The organism is Methylobacterium sp. WL116, assembly GCF_008039455.1.
Taxonomy (GTDB): Bacteria; Pseudomonadota; Alphaproteobacteria; order Rhizobiales; family Beijerinckiaceae; genus Methylobacterium.
Map to the genome: position 1 here is coordinate 1 of NZ_VRUV01000950.1, position 904 is coordinate 904.

A 904-nucleotide genomic window follows, 5' to 3' on the forward strand; every position below is an offset into this window, starting at 1 on the left:
GCGCGCGGCCGCGGGGCGCCTCGTCCCGGCGCGAGCGCTCGGCCTGGGCCTCCTTCTTCGGGCCGCCGAAGGGCGCGATCGGCTCGCGCACCGGGCTCTCGAAGTCGACGCCGGCTTGGCTCGCGAGGCCCTTGCCGAGCTGCTCCTTCAGGACCTTGGTCTTGATCTCCTCGGTCAGCCCGACCTCGAGGTCGCCGAGCTGGAACGGCCCGAACGACAGCCGGATCAGCCGGTTCACCGACAGGCCGAGATGCTCGAGGATGCGCTTGACCTCGCGGTTCTTGCCCTCGCGCAGGCCGAGCGTCAGCCAGACGTTGTCGCCGCTGGCGCGATCGAGGGTCGCCTCGACCGGGCCGTATTCCATGCCGTCGATGGTCACGCCCTTGCGCAGCTGGTCGAGCTCCATCTGCGTGATGTCGCCGAAGGCACGCACGCGGTAGCGGCGCAGCCAGCCGGTATCGGGATGGGCGATCACCTTGGCGAGGCCGCCGTCGTTGGTCAGCAGCAGCAGGCCTTCGGTGTTGATGTCGAGGCGGCCGATGGCGACGACGCGCGGCATCTCCTCGGGCATCACCTCGAACACGGTCTGGCGCCCTTCCGGGTCGCGCGCCGTGGTGACGAGGCCGCGCGGCTTGTGGAAGATCCAGAGCCGGGTGCGCTCGCGCGTCGGCAGCGGCTCGCCGTCGACGGTGATGGCGTCGGAATCCGTCACGTTGATCGCCGGCGTGTCGAGCACGCGGCCGTTCAGCGTGATGCGGCCTTCCGCGATCATCGCCTCGACGTCGCGGCGAGAGGCGATGCCGGCGCGGGCGATCGCCTTGGCGATGCGCTCGCCCTCGTAGGTCTCGGGCGCAGCGGGGGCGGCCGTCGCCGGCGCGGTCTCGGGGGCCGCGATCTCGGAAGC

1 protein-coding gene is annotated in these 904 nt (G+C 71.7%); it reads right to left on the reverse strand.

Annotation, left to right across the window (positions count from 1 at the left end; genetic code table 11):
• Positions 1–895: pseudouridine synthase (locus FV223_RS28680; protein ID WP_147730003.1), on the reverse strand; the 895-nt coding region annotated here is incomplete at its 3' end.
• Positions 896–904 lie beyond the last annotated feature (9 nt).